The sequence below is a fragment of the Brevibacillus sp. HB1.4B genome (assembly GCF_013284285.1).
GTDB lineage: Bacteria > Bacillota > Bacilli > Brevibacillales > Brevibacillaceae > Brevibacillus > Brevibacillus porteri.
Genome location: NZ_JABSUT010000007.1, coordinates 282,640 through 297,721, shown reverse-complemented (window position 1 = coordinate 297,721; position 15,082 = coordinate 282,640). Strand labels below are relative to the sequence as shown.

The window sequence follows — 15,082 nt, the reverse complement described above, 5'->3', positions numbered from 1 at the left end:
GTTACGTTCGGTAAAACAAAATACGGCTTGAGACAGTACCATTTCTTCTAATCCAATCCGCTTTTATTTTGTCATATATTTCAGGTTGATGAATAATTTTTCCAATCCTGAAGTTCCCTCGTTGATTTGAAAATCCTGATTTAAAAAAGAACAATGGATTGTCGATTTGATTATTCGTTCCTCCACCCAAATGCAATTGCTTATATCCTAATTGTTTCCCAAGTAATGCTGCTTCGTGGATGATCAAAGGAGTTGCAGCCAACTCTTTACCCAAGTCAGTTGCAGCAGATAAATGATACTCCATCATGTTACTGTTGTGATAGAAAAACACAGCTGCAGCTATTCTTTCCTCTTGTTTGCATAGAGCAAAGTGGGCATTTCTTACAGTTTTCCAAGCTTCAAAGTAGGATTCTGGAAAATAATAAAAATCATCTGCTTGTAAGCTATTCATTACCTCTTTATAAACCGCAGGAAAATGGGTAAAGAACTCCTCGAAAGTAACCCAATGTACTACTAGCTCATTTTTTATAGCTTTTCGAATCTTTCTTTTTGCACGAGTTTGATATTCATTAAATATATTCTCATTAGTTAAATCTATCCATACAGTTTCTCTATCAGAGATAACCTCACCTTGATAGTAACGCCAGTTCTCTAAAATTGGATGAAATCTTACAAACTCAGCAACTATTTGCCGCTCATGTACCCACTCCGAGTAGGCATTCCATGCACGCTTTAGAAAATGCGGATCTTCAGTTGTGGAGATTGGTCCGCCATAGCCATATGGAGTCTGAACATCATAATAAACAGAATCAGGAATTGGAGATATATGAAAAGAGTGATAGTATATTTCTCCATTAGCTTCATATACAAAAAAAGTGGGCTCTAAGCCTTTTTCACGTTTTGCATCTATCACAACATAATCTGGTGTCTGTGAAGGGCATTTCAGAGGAGTTTCTAACCTATTAAAAATCGCCTTTGCTTGTTCAAACTCGACTTGCATAATTGGTAATAACCTCATCCTCTTGGTAATCTTTATCAGCTTCTGTGCCTAACACATCCCAAAAATACATAGGAGAGATTCCATTACCTGGACGCTTGCTAGTCAGGTTCTCAATAGTAAATATTTCACCAGCTGTTATATTTTTTGATGCTACCAGACTTTTTCTGACAATATCCTGATTTTTCACCTCTGATGAGGCGGGGGTTTTAATTGGAGAACCAATAGCCATTTCCACTTGTCGAATCGATCGTACCATGTCTATTAATTCCTTTGGATTTAGAGAAGCTTTGTGATCTGGACCTGGTAAGGTTTTATCTAATGTAAAATGCTTCTCAATTATCTTTGCACCACGAGCAACTGCTGCTATCGGAACTGCTATTCCTTCTGTATGGTCCGATAAACCCACACTGAGACCAAATGCTTGTTTCATTGTGTCAATAGCTTGAAGGTTGACATCGTCATATGGGGTTGGATATTCAGTAGTGCAGTGTAGTAAAGATACTTTCGATCGAAGAGACTCTTGCCCTTCTCTACTATAAAACGCATTTTGAAACATTTTTCTTGAAGGCTTTGCATCAACCGCAGTATAGCCAAAAGCAAGAACACCAAGTGCTTGTTCAATTTCGGCTAATGTAGCCATTCCTGAAGATAAGATTACGGGTAGGCCAGATTGAGCAATGCTTAGTATTAAAGGAGCATTTGTAATCTCGCCTGATGGAATTTTTATCAACTCTACTTTCATCTCGTTAACCAAAAAATTAACGCTATCCAAATCAAAAGGTGTTGATAAAAACTTGATATTTTGTCGCTTACAATATTCTTGAAGTTCGTAATGTGCCTCTGTATCAAGTTCTAGCTTGCGCACCATCTCTAGCTGAGATTCATTGGAGCCTGTTGTTTGCTTTTGATAATCTGCTTTCTCAGCAAATTTGCTTATTACTTTATTTGCTTTAAACGTCTGAAATTTGACGGCATCTACTTCTGCTTCAACTGCTACATCTATTAACCTTTTAGCCATCTCAATAGAGCCGTTGTGGTTCACCCCAGCCTCAGCAATAATAAAAGTTTTATTCATTAGACTATAGAACCTCCTTTAATAACATGAACGCTTCCGCAGACTTATAACCAGCTGCTGTACCTCGAATCGAAGCTAGTGCCTTAATTGACTCCTCACTTCGTGGAAAAGGGAATTGCCCTGTTTCACTCGCATAAACCTCCATAATATCTACCTTCTTATTTAGATACTCTTCAATATTTTGAAAGACATTTGGTCTAAACCCATTGTTATCTGGGTTCAAACCAAAATCCGTTTCTGATAATGTCTCATACGCTAATATTCTTTTTATTGAAGGATAACGAAACCATTTCGTGCAAGCTATACTTGCATCGAAAACAACTGCATGATCGGTATGTACATCTCCTCTATACGGAATATACATAATATCTGGATTAACCGTTTTGACTATCTTCCCAATTGCATTTACCATTTCTGACATTGGGATTGTATCTAAAGTAGCTGTAGGCAAGTTTAGTTGGAATACTTCCGAAAACCCATATAATTTTCCAACTTTGTTAATCTCATTCTCCCGAATCTCTATTTGATTAGGCGTATATAAATCATTTCCATTCATACCAGTAACGATTAACCAAAACAATTCGTCATTTTCGTTTTTATGCTTTAACAGTGTCCCTCCACAACCTAATGTTTCATCATCTGGATGTGGGGCAATAACTAAAACTTTCCTCATAAATAACACCCTTTTTGTGGCAGTATTTGAAAATCGTGTTCAATAATTTTGAGGGTTCCTTCCCCACATTTCACGAAAATATAGCCACCCTCTATCTCAAGTACTTTCCCTGGTTCAATGTTCTTACTTGAATTATCCAATATTACTTCTGTACGCCATATCTTTATTTCACTCTCTTCAAAAACACAATGAGCCCCAATATACGGCTTAGTCAATGCACGCACCAAATTATGTATGGATTTTGCAGACATTCGCCAATCTATGATCCCATCCTTTTTCCCACGCTTCCGCCAGTAGTTTGCTACAGAATGGTTCTGAGGAATTCTTTCAAATGAACCTGCTGCTATTCGGGGTGTAAATTCAATAATTTGCTTTTTCGCAATTAAAGTTAACTTATCATATAAGGTTCTCGCATTATCCTGATCTTCAATAGGAAGCATAATCTGACTTAAGATATCCCCTGAATCCGCCCCTTCATCCATGAAGAAAAAAGTAGAGGCTGTTTCTGTTAGCCCCATTGCAAGTGCCCAAATAATAGGGTGCCTTCCACGATTCTGTGGTAATGCTGCAGGATGATAACCAATAACACCCAACTTCGGTATTTGTAATATCTCTTGCTTAAGAAGGTACGACCATCCCAGACAATAAATAATATCCGGCTTTAACTCTTCAAGCCAACAAACCAAATCATTATGCGACACTTCTTCCGCAAAAAGGCAGGGAATTCTGTTTTTCTTTGCTAAAGGCTCCAATGATGCAAAATCAGTATTAAATTGTGATTGCTTTCTAGTAATTACTCCTACAACTTCTGCTTCTTTTACAGTCAACAAAGTATCTAACATTTCACAACTGAATTGTACACACCCAATAAAAACAGTTCTCATTGTTCTACTCCAAGGTCAAAGAATGATTTCATTAAAGAATCTTTATAATCTACGTTTCTTAAAATCTCGAGTATTTTTAATGAAACATACTCTTCACCATATGGGGATTGAAGTGTCTGTAAATTTTGTTGAAACTCTTTTGAAATCCCCTGCTGAATCGCATTTATTATGGAACTTCTTTGTTCATCACAGTCAATGATAGAATCTGTTCGATAACGTCCCCGTTGACGATTTCCTAAATTGATTGTTGCCTTTTTAAAAGAGGGGACTTCAATAATTCCACTTGATGAATTTCCAATCACGAGGTCCACATGCTTAATTGCGCTTAGATAGCGTAATTGTCCCAATGAAGTAAAAGAAATACTTCGTTTTTGGTTACTGGAAACATATTCATCTATCATTTTCGATATAATTCTGCCATCTGTATCAGAATTTGGTTTCGTAAATATTACCTTGGCATTAGGAAAATCATCAAGGGCAGCAAATAATTCAACCATTGTCTCTTCGGGACCAATCTTGTCTAAAGTGACCGGATGATAAGTAACAAGAAAATTTAGTTCCCCCAAAGTGAAATCAATACTTTTCTCAAATTCTATTTTGGTAAGTAGTTTCATTTTCCGAATATTATCTAATCCAATTGCACCTACATTAAAAACTCTTTCTGGGTGTTCTCCTAATTGAATCACTCGTTTACGATAGGAGTCAGTTGAAACAAAATGATAGTGAGCCATCTTTGTAATAGAATGTCGGATAGCCTCATCTATAAGTCCTTCTGTAATTTCCCCACCATATAGATGGGCAATTGGAATTCTTGCAATCATTGCGGCTTGAGCGGCTGCCATTGTTTCAAATCGATCTCCTAAAACCACAACAATATCAGGTTTAAGTCGATCAAAAGCAGAAGCAAATCCAATGGTTCCTAATCCAAGCGATGTCGCAATACCAACCGGAGTATCACTCGATAGCAACATTTCTATTTTTTCATGAATGGTAAAACCATCTTGTTCAATTAATTTATAAGTTAGACCAAACTCTGGAGAGAGATGCATTCCTGTAACAACAATTTGCAGCTCAAAACTTTCATCACTTTCAATTTCCTTCATGAGCCAATATAAAAGGCCATATTCGGCACGCGTTCCCGTAACAATACAAATTTTACGTCTATTCATGATTTCCCCCAAGAAATGGACTACTTGGTACGTTAATTATTTTTCTTTCTAAACGTTCAGCAATTGAAAGATCCATTTTAGGACAATTCTCATACATTGCTAACCGATGCATCAAAGTCCACACTGGTCTTGTCATAAACCCATGCTCATTTGTAAAGTTTAAAACATCATCCCGAGCATCCATATATCTATCGTCAAGAATAATAGTTTGTAACCAGTAATTACTTTCCGCAAATGAAGGTTCAATAAACAGTCTTACCCCATCTATTTTGGATAAAGCTGCTTGATACATGTCCGCTAACGACCGTTTGTTCCGAATAAACTGAGGTAACCTCTCTAATTGTGCACATCCTAAAGCCGCATTAATATTCGGTAGGCGGTAGTTAAATCCCACTTGATCGTGTAAAAAAGCCCACGTGTGTTTAACTTTCGCAGTTGTCGTTATATGCTTAGCTAATCTCGCTAATTCATCATCATTTGTTAAGATTGCTCCACCACCACCGGTAGTTACAATCTTATTGCCGTTAAAGCTGAGGATCGATAACTTCCCCCAGTTTCCCGTATGTTTACCTTTATAATATGTCCCTAACGATTCAGCTGCATCTTCTATCAGATTAATATGGTATCGTTGGCAAACTTCAAGCAAAGGATCCAAATCAACTGGATGACCAAATGTATGCATGGGAATAGCTGCTTTAATCCGTCGACCAGAAAACTTGTTATAACAGAATCCGTCACGCACTTCAGCAATTTCCTGTAAATATTGCTGGAGTTTTATCGGATCCATACCAAGTGTTAGTTCTGAGCTATCTACAAAGTGAGGAACTGCACCACAATAAGATACGGCATTAGCAGTTGCAATAAAGGTTAAGGTAGGCACTAGTACCTCATCACCCTGTTCTACGCCGGTTAGCATAAGGCTTATATGCAATGCAGCTGTTCCATTCACTACTGCTACCGCATGCTTCACTCCCGTGTAATCCTTTAGCATATCCTCGAATTGATCTACGTACTTCCCTACAGAAGATACCCATCCTGTATCGAGACAATCCTTTACATAAGCCCATTCATTCCCTAGAAAAGACGGTTCATGTAATGCAATGAAATCATTGTCTATAGCTACGACACTCTTAAGTTGATTAACCAGTGCTTGGATATCCACATAATTTTTCATAGATTATATAAACCTGCTTTGTATTGTTTTAGATTATCAGGATTGCAGAACCATTCGATTGTTTGAGACAACCCTCTCCTTAATCCATCTACGCCAGCATATGTTGGTTCCCATCCTAATAATTCTTTTGCCTTCGTATTATCTGCCCAAAGTCGTTCTACTTCACTTTTTGCAGGGCGGATCCGTTGATCATCAGAAAATATCTCTATTTGACTTCCCATTAGTTCAGCAATCATCTCTGCAGTTTGTCCAATTGATACTTCATAGTTACTTCCAATATTAATAACTTCTCCAATTGATTTATCTAATTGAGCTACAGCCAAGAAACCTCGAACTGTGTCTTCCACATAATTAAAATCACGAGTTGGATGCAGAGAGCCTAATCGAATAGATTGTTGTCCATTCGCGATTTGTGTGATGATTGTAGGGATTACCGCTCGTGCTGACTGCCTAGGGCCATACGTATTAAAGGGCCTTATTATTGACACAGGTAATCCAAACGAGCTATAGTACGCGATTGCCATTTGATCTGCACCAATTTTGCTCGCTGAATACGGCGATTGTCCTTGAAGTGGATGTTCTTCTGTAATCGGTACGAACTGTGCTGTTCCATAAACCTCGCTTGTAGAGGTATGAACAATTTTTGAAACACCCAATTCCTTTGCTGCCTGTAAAATGTTAAGGGTTCCTTTCACATTTGTATCGACATAAGTATCTGGGGAGTGATATGAATACGGAATTGCGATCAATGCAGCTAAGTGATAAACTGTATCGCAATCTTTCATTGCCTGTTTTATTCCGTGTGGATCACGTATATCACCAGCGAAAACTTCTAATTCATTTACTATTTCACTTGGTGAATGATCAAGCCATCCCCAAGTATTAAAAGAGTTATAATTAACAAATGCTTTCACATCATAACCCAAGCGAACCAACTGTTCAGTTAAGTGAGATCCTATGAATCCATCTGCACCTGTTACAAGTGTCTTTTTTCCCCTTGTGCTCATTGTTTTCTCCCCAAATTATTCAATTTTCTGCATGAGTTCGTTCATTTTTTCAGAAGTAGACTCAAGTAACTTCTTTACAGTGTCTAGATCAGCTCGGCAAGAAGAAAGATAAGAACCAAACTCATTAATAACCCTCTCTGCTTTCACAATTGGGTCTTTTTTAAAACGAAGTTCTTGAAACATTTTCAGGATGGTCTCAAAGGTATTTGTATTCATCGACTGAATAAGTAGTAAATACACTTTATTATCTTGCAGTTTATCAAATAACCGATCAAACTCTGTAAATAATCTATCGAGTTTTTTAAGATTTTTTGAGCTAACTGCCTTTTTCATTTCTTCTAAAGTATCCTCAAGTAAATCGTAGCTATTTTCTAGTTTTAATTGCTGTTCCAAAATCCATTCAAATTGTTTTTCAAAGTAACCACTATCAAAGTTGATTTCCTTCTTTGTAAGCCAGTTTTCATTTACAATTTGCTTCTTCGTTAAACGTTCCGCAATTACCTGTTCTAAAGGTTGGTAGCTTGTACCTGCGATTTTTGCCCCGCCCTTTGTTGTGTTAATTACCTCTAGATCATGATATTGATTAACATAAAACTCCATTTCCTTCCTAAATACATCTAATCCTCTGTTGGTATATATATCGTTATCTTCTACATCCTTAACAACTATTGCATCTTTCTTTTGCTGTTCGCTTATTTCCCCGTAAAATTCAACTCCCTTTGAGTACCAACGGTCTTTTGAATATGCAAGGTTTTGCCCTACTAACACAACCATATTAAAACCCAACTTATACAACATCTGTAAAGTTATGATTGCGATCGACTTTGAGTTATCAACGTAATCTAATTTTTTACCGTCTTCTCTTTTCAATAGTAGGGGAGCAAGAACATCTCTTCCTACTAAGAAATTTAGTAGTTGTCCAGGATATTGGCGAATTGTCTCATATCCGACAATACTTCCATAGATTAAAGGTATATTTGTTATCCCAAGTTCCACTACCTTTTTAAAAATAAGGTGATTTTCTGGGCTTCCATCGTAACTACAAGCAGCATCAGGATAAATATTATTTTCTATTAACGAATTAATAGAAGAACCTACTGAAAAAATATAAGCTAACCCGTTATCCTTAATGTAACGTAGGTTTTCATACTCATAATCAAGGGATGGACCAGCTGCAACTAGTATGGCAGGCTTCCCCTTAAATTCTTGTGGAAGTTCATGAAGTATATTCGGCGTTTTAAATGTTGTAGGCAGATTGATTATGCCATTAATTGGAATCCATTTTTCGTAAAAATTATTAGCTGCTATACCTGCACGCTTATTGAAAACTTTATCACGAAATTCTTCGATAAACTGTATGGTTTGTTCTTTAAATATTCTCTCGTAACTAGGAAGAATCACAAAAATAACTTCTTCATTTACAGAGTTAATAAAGTTTTGAAGGTTTTGAGAGAGACTTGATTTATCTTCACCTACAAATATATTCTTTGTATGTTTATTGGCTAGATCCGATATTTTCTTGTGTGACAAAAGTCCATAAAATACTTCGAGGTTAGGTTCATATATACTAAAAGTTACTTCAGGGTTTGTGCGAATAAATTCTTCAACGTGATATCCCAAGCCAATCCCATAGAAGAAAACATGTTTTCCTGCATAATTTGTGTTCTCGTTCAGAATTTTTTCTGCTTCAGCGTCCGGATTGTATTTACTGTGAAGGTAGTTCCATCCCGTCTCAGTCTTTACTACAATCGTAAGTTTTTCATTTTTGGTTGTTTCAACACGGATATTCTCATGCCTGATGTGTTCTTCCCTATCTTTTATATACTGCCAAGTAGTCGGGCAGAATTTTTTTAAGAAAGTAATATTATCAATTAATAACATTATCTAATACCTCATTACTGTTTATTTCGCCAATCTTAGCGGATATTTCCTCGAATTGCGGGAGTATTTCATAGAGAATGATGTCGCCTATTAAAACAACATCCTGCTGTTCTACGGCTTCCTCAAGACTTCTTAACTCATCTGTAAAATCTAAGGTTTCTGCTGCAAAATTCAACAATTCTGGTTGAAACGCTTGATTTTGAATAAACAGGGAAGTCTGCTGGAACCATTGCAATCCCTCTAACATTTCGCCAAATGCTAACCATGAATCATTTGTCGCTCCCTGATAAAATTGTTCAGACAGACTTTTTACTTGTGGAATTGCTCTATTCACGTATTCTTCAGTAGATAGCATTATTTCGTTAACTAGTTTACTTGAGTTCGTTGTATAAACAACTACTGTTTCGACATCTGATAAATTTTCATTTAAGTAACTCTCGAAATCCGAAAACACTTCTACACCATTAACTGTAAGATGACTTACGAGAAGGTCATTTTCATTTATTTTAGCGCTGATAACTTCTAGAAGTTGCATCATGGCTGAACTTGTATTTTCAAAAATATATTCCTCGTCTATAATAGACAATCGCATATTGTACGCCTCCCATAATCACACTCTGTTTATTTTATCGGCGAAATTCAACTGATAAGTTAAAAGCAATTTGTGATTTTTTCTTAGTAATTTATGTCATTGAAATAAGATAGTAACCATGTTCATTATTGACGAACACGGTTACTTTTCATTACAAGCCTTTTTTATTTCCGAGTAGTACTTATCAGTCGAGCTGGACTTCCAGCAATAATCGAGTTTTCTGGGAATGAGTCTAATACTACTGAATTAGCGCCAACAATAGAATTCGCTCCGATAGTTATACCGCCTAAAACCTTACTGCCTGCAAAAATTGTTACGTTGTCCTCGATTCTAGGACGTCTTCTACTTCCATCACCTTTATCTCCTAAAGTGACGTTTTGATAGATAGTCACATTATCCCTAATTTCAACACGTGCTCCAATAACTGTACCCAGCCCATGAATAATTTTTAAGTTATTGCCTATTTCGGCGGAGTAATAAATTTCTATTTGAGTATACATTCGCTGTATATAGCTTAGCACTTGTAACAATTCTTTGGAGTTTGATTCGCCAAAATAATCAATGACTTTCCTTTGAACCATATAAATATGTACAGCCAATTCTTCGGGAGTCATAAATAAGTCAGACTCTAATAACTCTATTACTTTTTGAGAATTTACTATTTGAGGGTCAATCATAAAATTATTTCGTACAATCGTTAGTAGTTTTAACATTGTTTTCCCCCGAAAAATGTATTAATAATTTCATTATACAAAGGAACTCAATTTAAGCCGAAAGAAATAGTAGTAGCTACTTACTGTAACAATCCCGTTAAAGGAGAGGTCCACCATGCAGCAAGATATACTTGAAAAAAATGATAAAATAATCATTTCCCAACGCGATAATTTTAACAAAAAATTTGGTTTGGTACTCCGATCTTCGGCAATTTTTTACTATAAGTCCGCTCCTGATATTTCAACAACTCTCTCATTCATGAACTATTGGAAGTTAAAACGAGGAATCGAAGTTGCTATTGTGGCTTCAACTCGTGATATGGCTGGTACTCTAATAAAAAGAGAAGAACTTTCCTTTGAAAAAGGCGAGGTTATTAATTACTCTCCCGACCTACAGCTGCATTCATTTTTTGAGGGAAGTATTGAAATTGAAGTCTTTAGTACCAAAAATTTAAACATCCCTTACGCTGCTATCATGGCCATTTATGAAACAAAACAGAGCATTTCTATGGTCCATAGTTATTCACGAACCTATTCTCCATATGAAATAGAAGAAGGTCAGACCATAACGAAAGGAGAAGAGTCTTGCTGGACCCTTCGTGATACTGCTACCGTTCGCTCATTTTGCGTTTTCCATAATGGGGGCAAAGCAAAAGATAATCAAACGATTACTCTCCGTATAACAGGACCAAACAACGAGATTCGCCAAACTCTCATAGAGCTGCCTAGCCTTTTACCTTATAGCACAGTAAAACTTTACCCCTCTGATTATTTTCCAGATTTGTCTCACTGGTTAGTTGGTCAAGTAGCGAATGCCAATATTTCTTTTGCTGTTTCGGATGCTTTTACAAGGCTATTAGTGGGGAATGAGTCACTAGATGGTTTAGATTATCAGATTACTCATTCAAACTTTAATTACTCGAATCATGGCACTGATAAAATTGATATAGATGATATTCATGCCTACATGAATGTGCCTGATTGTGATGTGGATGATAAATACGTTATCATTTATCCTGATTCTGATCCAGGATCGTACGAAGTTTCTTACCTAAATAATCAAAAAGATTTTCAAACAGGGGAGCAGGTTTTAATACCAGTCAAAGGAGAGCAGTCGTTAACGTTCAAGAAAAAAAACGGGGTACTGCCAACACGTCTCGTTACCGGTTTAGTTTGTGAAAATGATACAGGATTGCTCCCAGCCGAGTGCAGCCTCGGGGTTATGACTTGCTTGAGGCCCCCCAAAAAACTGTGGTGGTGCTTGTGCGTAAGTAGCTTCTCTCACCATTCAAAACTAATTATTGTAGATAATCCCCAAATATATAAGTCTACAGAGAGCACTACGTTAAACATTCGTTTGTACTCTAGTGACAAGAATACATTCATAGAAACTACTATACTCTATGAAGAGCATGCTGAGAATTTTAGTAAAGGAATGAATATAAGAACATTATTCCCTAATGCACAGGAATTTTTAAATAATACGTATGGATATTTCACAGTATATAGTGAATACGGCGGGTTATACTGCTTTACAATGATCAGTAACCTTAATGGCTCATATACATTAGAGCATGGCTTCTAAAAGAATTAAATAACCCTAAATAATGGGCTGCCGATTTTTATCGGCAGCCTTTCATTTTTTCCTATTAAAAATCTGACACTTACTCGTAGCAGAAAATAAAGATAGACTTCGAGTGATCGAAGTCTATCAATGAAACTGCAACAGATCTTAACGGAGCAATTGCAGCACGCCTTGTGGCAATTGGTTCGCTTGAGCCAACATTGCTTGAGACGCTTGTGTAAGAATATTGTTCTTCGTGAACGCCATTTGCTCTTTTGCCATATCCACATCGCGGATACGGGATTCTGCAGCTGTCAGGTTCTCCGTAGTAATATTCAGGTTGTTAATCGTGTTTTCCAAACGGTTTTGGTTCGCACCCAGGTAAGAACGCGCTTTGCTCACCAGGTTGATTACATCATCGATGCTTCCCAGTACAGTAGATGCTGCGCCTGCACTACCCAAACTCCAAGCTCCTACTGCTGTAGCTACATTAGCAATAGAGAAGTTTGCAGTATTGAGAGACAAGGTTTGTCCTGCTTCTTGACCGATTTGGATTTTAATTTCGTCGCCAGTGTTTGCCAACAGATTGATACCGTTGAACTTTGTTTTATCTTTAATGTTAGTGATTTCTTTTGAGAGCTCAGACAATTCCTCTTGCAGACGAGCACGGTCATTCGTGTCATCATACGTACCGTTCGCGGATTGCGTAGCCAGTTCTTTAATACGAACAAGCATGTTGTTAACGGTTTGCAGTGCACCTTCTGCTGTTTGGATCAGGGAGATACCATCTTGGGAGTTACGGGAAGCTTGTTCCATACCACGGATTTGTGCACGCATACGCTCGGAGATAGAGAGACCTGCAGCGTCGTCAGCAGCACGGTTAATGCGGTAACCAGAAGACAGTTTTTCCACGTTTTTTGCCAAGCTACCTGTGTTTACGCCCAATTGACGGTGTGTGTTCATTGCAGAAATATTGTGGTTAATAATCATGTTCTTTCCTCCTTGAGTTGTCGACAATCACGTCCATGTGACTGCTAGATATTAGATGGAACTACAGTCACGTGCTTGTGACTTAATCCCTACTTTTATGTTATCGGATAGTACGATTGGATTATTAAGTAGTTTTTTCCTTTCCTAAACAAAAAAAAGATGATCTAATTATCATCTTTTTTTACCTTATTCTCTTTCATTAACTGTTTTACTGCTGCTGGCATCTGTATTTGACTCTTTATCGCAAGGCGATTTTCTTCTTGGATCGCATCAAATATTTCCTTTCGATACACGTCTAGATTCCTAGGCGCTTCAATTCCAATTCGCACCTGCTCTCCATCCACAGAAATAATTTTAATTTCAATGGTGTCACCTATCATAATTGATTCATTTTTCTTTCGAGAAAGGACCAACATGTGAACACCACCTATTCAAAATCCGCTGCTTGTTGCTCAAACAACGGTTGCCGAATGGAATACACTTCTTCTTGTAAAACGATTTGTTTCCCCATACGATTAGATAAGTTGACAACAATTGGAGCTTTTAGATTTGCAGTAACTTGATTATCATTCCGTACGGTTATGATAGAAAAAATAGCTATTGGAGTCTGTTCATTGATTCGCAATGCCTCTTTTATCCCGGACGAAAGCGAAAATTCATAGGTACGGAAGAATGAAAACGGATTTATTACCCAAAAACCAACATCTTTTTCTTCTGTCGATTGAATCAAAAAAAAGGGGCTTTCCTCTTCCTGTACCAACTGAAAAAACTGCAAATGGGAAAAACCAGGGATACCATCCTCAAAAAACAGCTTACCCAATTCGACTTGTTGGTTTTCGTTCATGTTATCCCCTCACTTACATCATTTTATCTAGCTGGCTACCAACCACACTAATCTTCAAACTATTATATTGTATCATATATGGTTCTATTTTACCTGGTGTATAGGAAAGCTCTGGAGGTCTAGTTACTGGATGAATACTCATTCCATTTCGCTTCACATTAATAGTAGCTGGGACAGCTTGGAAGCTAACATCTACACCCTCATCGTTAGATGTTGACGGTGGTCGGTAGCCTCCCTCCAATACTCTCAATCCTTTTTCCCTACCTATTTGAGCAATAGCATTTTCTTTAGTATATATTCTCATCAATCGGTCGCCTTCTTGGCTTTTCTCGGAGATCGACTGTAGCCATTTCTCACGCCCATAAGCAGCATTCGTATCACTAAATTGCATAGATGTCATAATCCCAATGTTTGCTCTAGCTTGACTAGAATCGATCTGTAATTTTGTCTTACCTTGCACAATTGTAAGTTCAGCGGGTGTCTGACTAAGGTTCATTTCCGCTTGGGGCTGTTTGATCGATTGTACAGGTTTATTTATGTTTAAACCTAATTGAGCAAATGTGCTTTCCATCCTTAGTTGAGGAATTTGCATCACACTACCCCCTAATTACCTATCGCAGAAAATCAAGCAGAGTTGGCTGAATAATCCGTGCACCTGATCCAAGTGCAGCTGAGTGTACACTTTCTTGCATTTTGAGATCCGTCATAACTCCTGCCATATCTGCATCTTCATTTTTTGACATTAATTCTGTAATACTAACATCTTGAGTTTTTAATCGATCTGCGATAAGTTCTACCCGGTTAACACTAGCTCCCAATGAGGCTCTCTCTGCCAGTAATTTATCATACTGCTGGTCCATACCTGTTATGAATTGAGACGCACCTCTCCCATTACTCAATTCAGTAATAACATTATCAAGCACTTTAAACATATTGTTTGCGTTATCAGGGAAGTTAAAAATCTTTTGTGCATTAATATTGGATGTCACAAAAACATTTTGGCTCACTTCTAAGTTGATAAGGGAGCTGTTTGTACTTACGAAATCGCCTTTCCCCGCATTAGCTGTAGGGTCAAATGGAGCTTTATTAGTATCTGTACCAGCAAATATATACTTCCCGTTAATCTGCTGATTAGCAAGTGTTCCTAGATGATTTTTGAGCTCCTGCACCTCGGAACCCATGGTTTTCAAATCGTCCGGCGAGATAGCTCCGTCCCCAGAATAAACTAGGATCTCCTTGATTCTTTTAATAACATTTCCAACTTCATCCATCGTACTATCCGTCATATCTAACCAAGACTTTGCTTCATCCACATTCCGTTTATACTGATCATTCTCCATCAATGAAGATCGATAAAACATACCACGTGCTGCTACAACAGGATCATCAGAAGGTTTTGCAATCTTCTTACCAGATGCTAATTGATCTTGTAGCTTATCCATGTTACGCATGGAATTGTGCAAATTCCGCAGCATATTACTATTTAGCATGTTCTGCGTTACACGTACCGCCATTT

Annotated in this window: 16 protein-coding genes; 1 reads left to right on the top strand and 15 read right to left on the bottom strand. The window is 37.4% G+C overall.

Annotated elements, in window-relative coordinates; translation table 11 throughout:
* Nucleotide 1 precedes the first annotated feature (1 nt).
* From HP398_RS18875 to HP398_RS18830, 10 genes are all read right to left on the bottom strand, one after another.
* Nucleotides 2-1,000: a hypothetical protein gene (locus HP398_RS18875; protein WP_017252275.1), complete on the bottom strand. Its 999-nt coding sequence runs from the start codon at nucleotides 998-1,000 to the stop codon at nucleotides 2-4.
* Complete coding sequence (neuB, locus tag HP398_RS18870; protein ID WP_017252276.1) at nucleotides 984-2,075, bottom strand: N-acetylneuraminate synthase; 1,092 nt, start codon at nucleotides 2,073-2,075, stop codon at nucleotides 984-986. The genes HP398_RS18875 and neuB overlap by 17 nt, the downstream gene beginning before the upstream one ends.
* A 4-nt stretch (nucleotides 2,076-2,079) precedes the next feature.
* Nucleotides 2,080-2,748, bottom strand: coding sequence for a PIG-L deacetylase family protein (locus HP398_RS18865; RefSeq protein ID WP_017252277.1), 669 nt, complete (start codon nucleotides 2,746-2,748; stop codon nucleotides 2,080-2,082).
* Nucleotides 2,745-3,632 (bottom strand): methionyl-tRNA formyltransferase, encoded by an 888-nt coding sequence (locus tag HP398_RS18860; RefSeq protein WP_017252278.1) that lies wholly within the window; start codon nucleotides 3,630-3,632, stop codon nucleotides 2,745-2,747. Before HP398_RS18860 ends, HP398_RS18865 begins: the two co-directional genes overlap by 4 nt.
* Nucleotides 3,629-4,801: a UDP-N-acetylglucosamine 2-epimerase gene (neuC, locus tag HP398_RS18855; protein WP_173623363.1), complete on the bottom strand. Its 1,173-nt coding sequence runs from the start codon at nucleotides 4,799-4,801 to the stop codon at nucleotides 3,629-3,631. Before neuC ends, HP398_RS18860 begins: the two co-directional genes overlap by 4 nt.
* The gene (locus tag HP398_RS18850) at nucleotides 4,794-5,975 is read right to left on the bottom strand and encodes a LegC family aminotransferase (RefSeq protein ID WP_017252280.1); all 1,182 of its coding nucleotides are present in this window, start codon (nucleotides 5,973-5,975) and stop codon (nucleotides 4,794-4,796) included. Before HP398_RS18850 ends, neuC begins: the two co-directional genes overlap by 8 nt.
* The gene (locus HP398_RS18845) at nucleotides 5,972-6,982 is read right to left on the bottom strand and encodes an NAD-dependent 4,6-dehydratase LegB (protein ID WP_173623362.1); all 1,011 of its coding nucleotides are present in this window, start codon (nucleotides 6,980-6,982) and stop codon (nucleotides 5,972-5,974) included. The genes HP398_RS18850 and HP398_RS18845 overlap by 4 nt, the downstream gene beginning before the upstream one ends.
* Nucleotides 6,983-6,997: 15 nt before the next feature.
* Nucleotides 6,998-8,863, bottom strand: a complete 1,866-nt coding sequence (locus tag HP398_RS18840; protein ID WP_017252282.1) for a motility associated factor glycosyltransferase family protein — start codon at nucleotides 8,861-8,863, stop codon at nucleotides 6,998-7,000.
* A complete protein-coding gene (locus HP398_RS18835) occupies nucleotides 8,850-9,455 on the bottom strand; it encodes a DUF8042 domain-containing protein (RefSeq protein WP_017252283.1) in 606 nt (201 codons plus the stop codon). The genes HP398_RS18840 and HP398_RS18835 overlap by 14 nt, the downstream gene beginning before the upstream one ends.
* A 164-nt stretch (nucleotides 9,456-9,619) precedes the next feature.
* A complete protein-coding gene (locus HP398_RS18830) occupies nucleotides 9,620-10,168 on the bottom strand; it encodes a serine O-acetyltransferase (protein ID WP_017252284.1) in 549 nt (182 codons plus the stop codon).
* A gap of 115 nt (nucleotides 10,169-10,283) precedes the next feature.
* On the opposite strand from HP398_RS18830, the gene HP398_RS18825 reads away from it, so the two are divergent.
* The gene (locus HP398_RS18825; protein ID WP_017252285.1) at nucleotides 10,284-11,753 is read left to right on the top strand and encodes a hypothetical protein; all 1,470 of its coding nucleotides are present in this window, start codon (nucleotides 10,284-10,286) and stop codon (nucleotides 11,751-11,753) included.
* A 147-nt stretch (nucleotides 11,754-11,900) separates the two neighbouring features.
* Here HP398_RS18825 and HP398_RS18820 read toward each other — a convergent pair whose 3' ends face one another.
* From HP398_RS18820 to flgL, 5 genes are all read right to left on the bottom strand, one after another.
* On the bottom strand, nucleotides 11,901-12,722 hold the full coding sequence (locus HP398_RS18820) for a flagellin N-terminal helical domain-containing protein (protein ID WP_069850869.1): 822 nt from the start codon (nucleotides 12,720-12,722) through the stop codon (nucleotides 11,901-11,903).
* 164 nt (nucleotides 12,723-12,886) lie between these two features.
* Nucleotides 12,887-13,138: a carbon storage regulator CsrA gene (gene csrA / locus HP398_RS18815; RefSeq protein ID WP_017252287.1), complete on the bottom strand. Its 252-nt coding sequence runs from the start codon at nucleotides 13,136-13,138 to the stop codon at nucleotides 12,887-12,889.
* An 11-nt stretch (nucleotides 13,139-13,149) separates the two neighbouring features.
* Nucleotides 13,150-13,566: a flagellar assembly protein FliW gene (locus HP398_RS18810; protein WP_017252288.1), complete on the bottom strand. Its 417-nt coding sequence runs from the start codon at nucleotides 13,564-13,566 to the stop codon at nucleotides 13,150-13,152.
* A 13-nt stretch (nucleotides 13,567-13,579) separates the two neighbouring features.
* On the bottom strand, nucleotides 13,580-14,158 hold the full coding sequence (locus HP398_RS18805) for a DUF6470 family protein (RefSeq protein WP_017252289.1): 579 nt from the start codon (nucleotides 14,156-14,158) through the stop codon (nucleotides 13,580-13,582).
* A gap of 19 nt (nucleotides 14,159-14,177) precedes the next feature.
* A complete protein-coding gene (gene flgL, locus HP398_RS18800) occupies nucleotides 14,178-15,080 on the bottom strand; it encodes a flagellar hook-associated protein FlgL (protein ID WP_017252290.1) in 903 nt (300 codons plus the stop codon).
* Nucleotides 15,081-15,082: the final 2 nt, after the last annotated feature.